Raw genomic sequence first — 1,413 nt, forward strand, 5'->3', positions numbered from 1 at the left:
TGTTGTCATTGAAGTAAAAATAGCAACTGCTAACAAAGTTTTTGAAGTTGAAAAAGCAAAGCGTTGAGTCATGGGAGGCCTAAACAGCGCAAAAAGTAAATTTGATAATGAGAATTATTTTAATTTATTGCAGTTTAATTTTAAATAACATTATGATTCATTTATAAAATAAGAAAACCAAAATCAATTTTAAAATATTATGAGAAAAATAAAGTAATTCATTGCATGAGTGATTGAATCCCATTATTTTATTATGGAAATAAAAATATCTAATATTTAAAGTTTTTTTTGGGGAATTTTATGGGGTTTGAAAAAACAACATCACAGATATTATTTGATAATGGCGTACACAAATGTATCAGTTTTACCAGTTTGGTCAAAGGGGAAGGCATACAAGCCAATCAATTTTTAATTATTGATCATGAGCGTGCTGCCGTGATCGACCCGGGTGGTGATTTGACCTATGTTCCGTTGACAATGGAACTTAATAAATATACGCGCCTTAAAAATCTTGATTATGTGATGGCTTCGCATCAGGATCCAGACATTATCACCTCAATGCCCCGCTGGTTAGTCTATACCGATGCTAAAGTGGTGGCCTCAAAATTATGGGCACGTTTTTTACCTCACTTAAATTCATCATTTATGAGTGAGCGTATGAAAGGGAATTGGGAAGACCGTTTGATTGAGCTGCCTGATCGTGGTCAAGTGATTCAATTAGGTGAATCGAAACTTGTAATTATTCCAGCGCATTTCCTACATTCGGTGGGTAATTTTCAGTTTTATGATCCCGTTGCTAAAATTTTGTTTTCGGGCGATATGGGAGCATCCATCGTAGATGATGCAAGTCAGCCTCTAAAAGATTTTGATAGCCATGTGATGAAAATGAAAGCTTTTCATCAACGTTATATGTGTTCAAATAAAGTCATTCGCTTATGGGTCAACATGGTTCGTCAGATGGATATTGAAATGATTGTCCCTCAGCACGGTAGTCCATTTATTGGTAAAGAGATGATTAATCAGTTTTTAAACTGGATTGAAACATTACCATGCGGTGTAGATTTAATGACAGAACAAATTTTTAGCTGTCCAACATAAAAAATAATGTTCGACATATTGAGTCCAATTTGAAATTTTTTTAGGATTTCGCGTCGCAGAAAAATTTTTGATGACGAGAATTTGAATAAAAATGTTATCTCAAGTTGCGACTCCAGATGAATGCCTACGCTGTGGGGCATGTTGTGCACATTTTCGGGTTTCATTTTACTGGGCTGAGGCCGAGTTAATGGAAGAACATCTAGTTGAACCTTTGACACCTGTCTATTCATGTATGCGTGGAACCAATCAGCCTGAGCCCCGATGTCAGGCTTTGACGGGTGAAATTGGTAAAGAGGTGGGTTGTTCCATCTATGC

The 1,413-nt window shown here is 36.0% G+C and carries 3 protein-coding genes; 2 read left to right on the forward strand and 1 reads right to left on the reverse strand.

All coding sequences use genetic code 11. The features are described from left to right. The coding region (locus VXQ92_RS17870; RefSeq protein ID WP_416682712.1) for a hypothetical protein at positions 1 to 72 on the reverse strand (72 nt) is incomplete at its 3' end. Between the two features lie 228 nt (positions 73 to 300). On the opposite strand from VXQ92_RS17870, the gene VXQ92_RS17875 reads away from it, so the two are divergent. Together VXQ92_RS17875 and VXQ92_RS17880 are read left to right on the forward strand one after the other, a co-directional pair. Then, positions 301 to 1,098 carry an MBL fold metallo-hydrolase gene (locus VXQ92_RS17875; RefSeq protein WP_272306607.1) on the forward strand — a complete coding sequence of 266 codons (798 nt, stop codon included), beginning with the start codon at positions 301 to 303 and terminating at the stop codon, positions 1,096 to 1,098. A 91-nt stretch (positions 1,099 to 1,189) separates the two neighbouring features. Next, a partial coding sequence (locus VXQ92_RS17880; RefSeq protein ID WP_416682711.1) for a YkgJ family cysteine cluster protein occupies positions 1,190 to 1,413 on the forward strand: 224 nt, incomplete at its 3' end.

This window comes from Acinetobacter sp. 228, assembly GCF_048147885.1.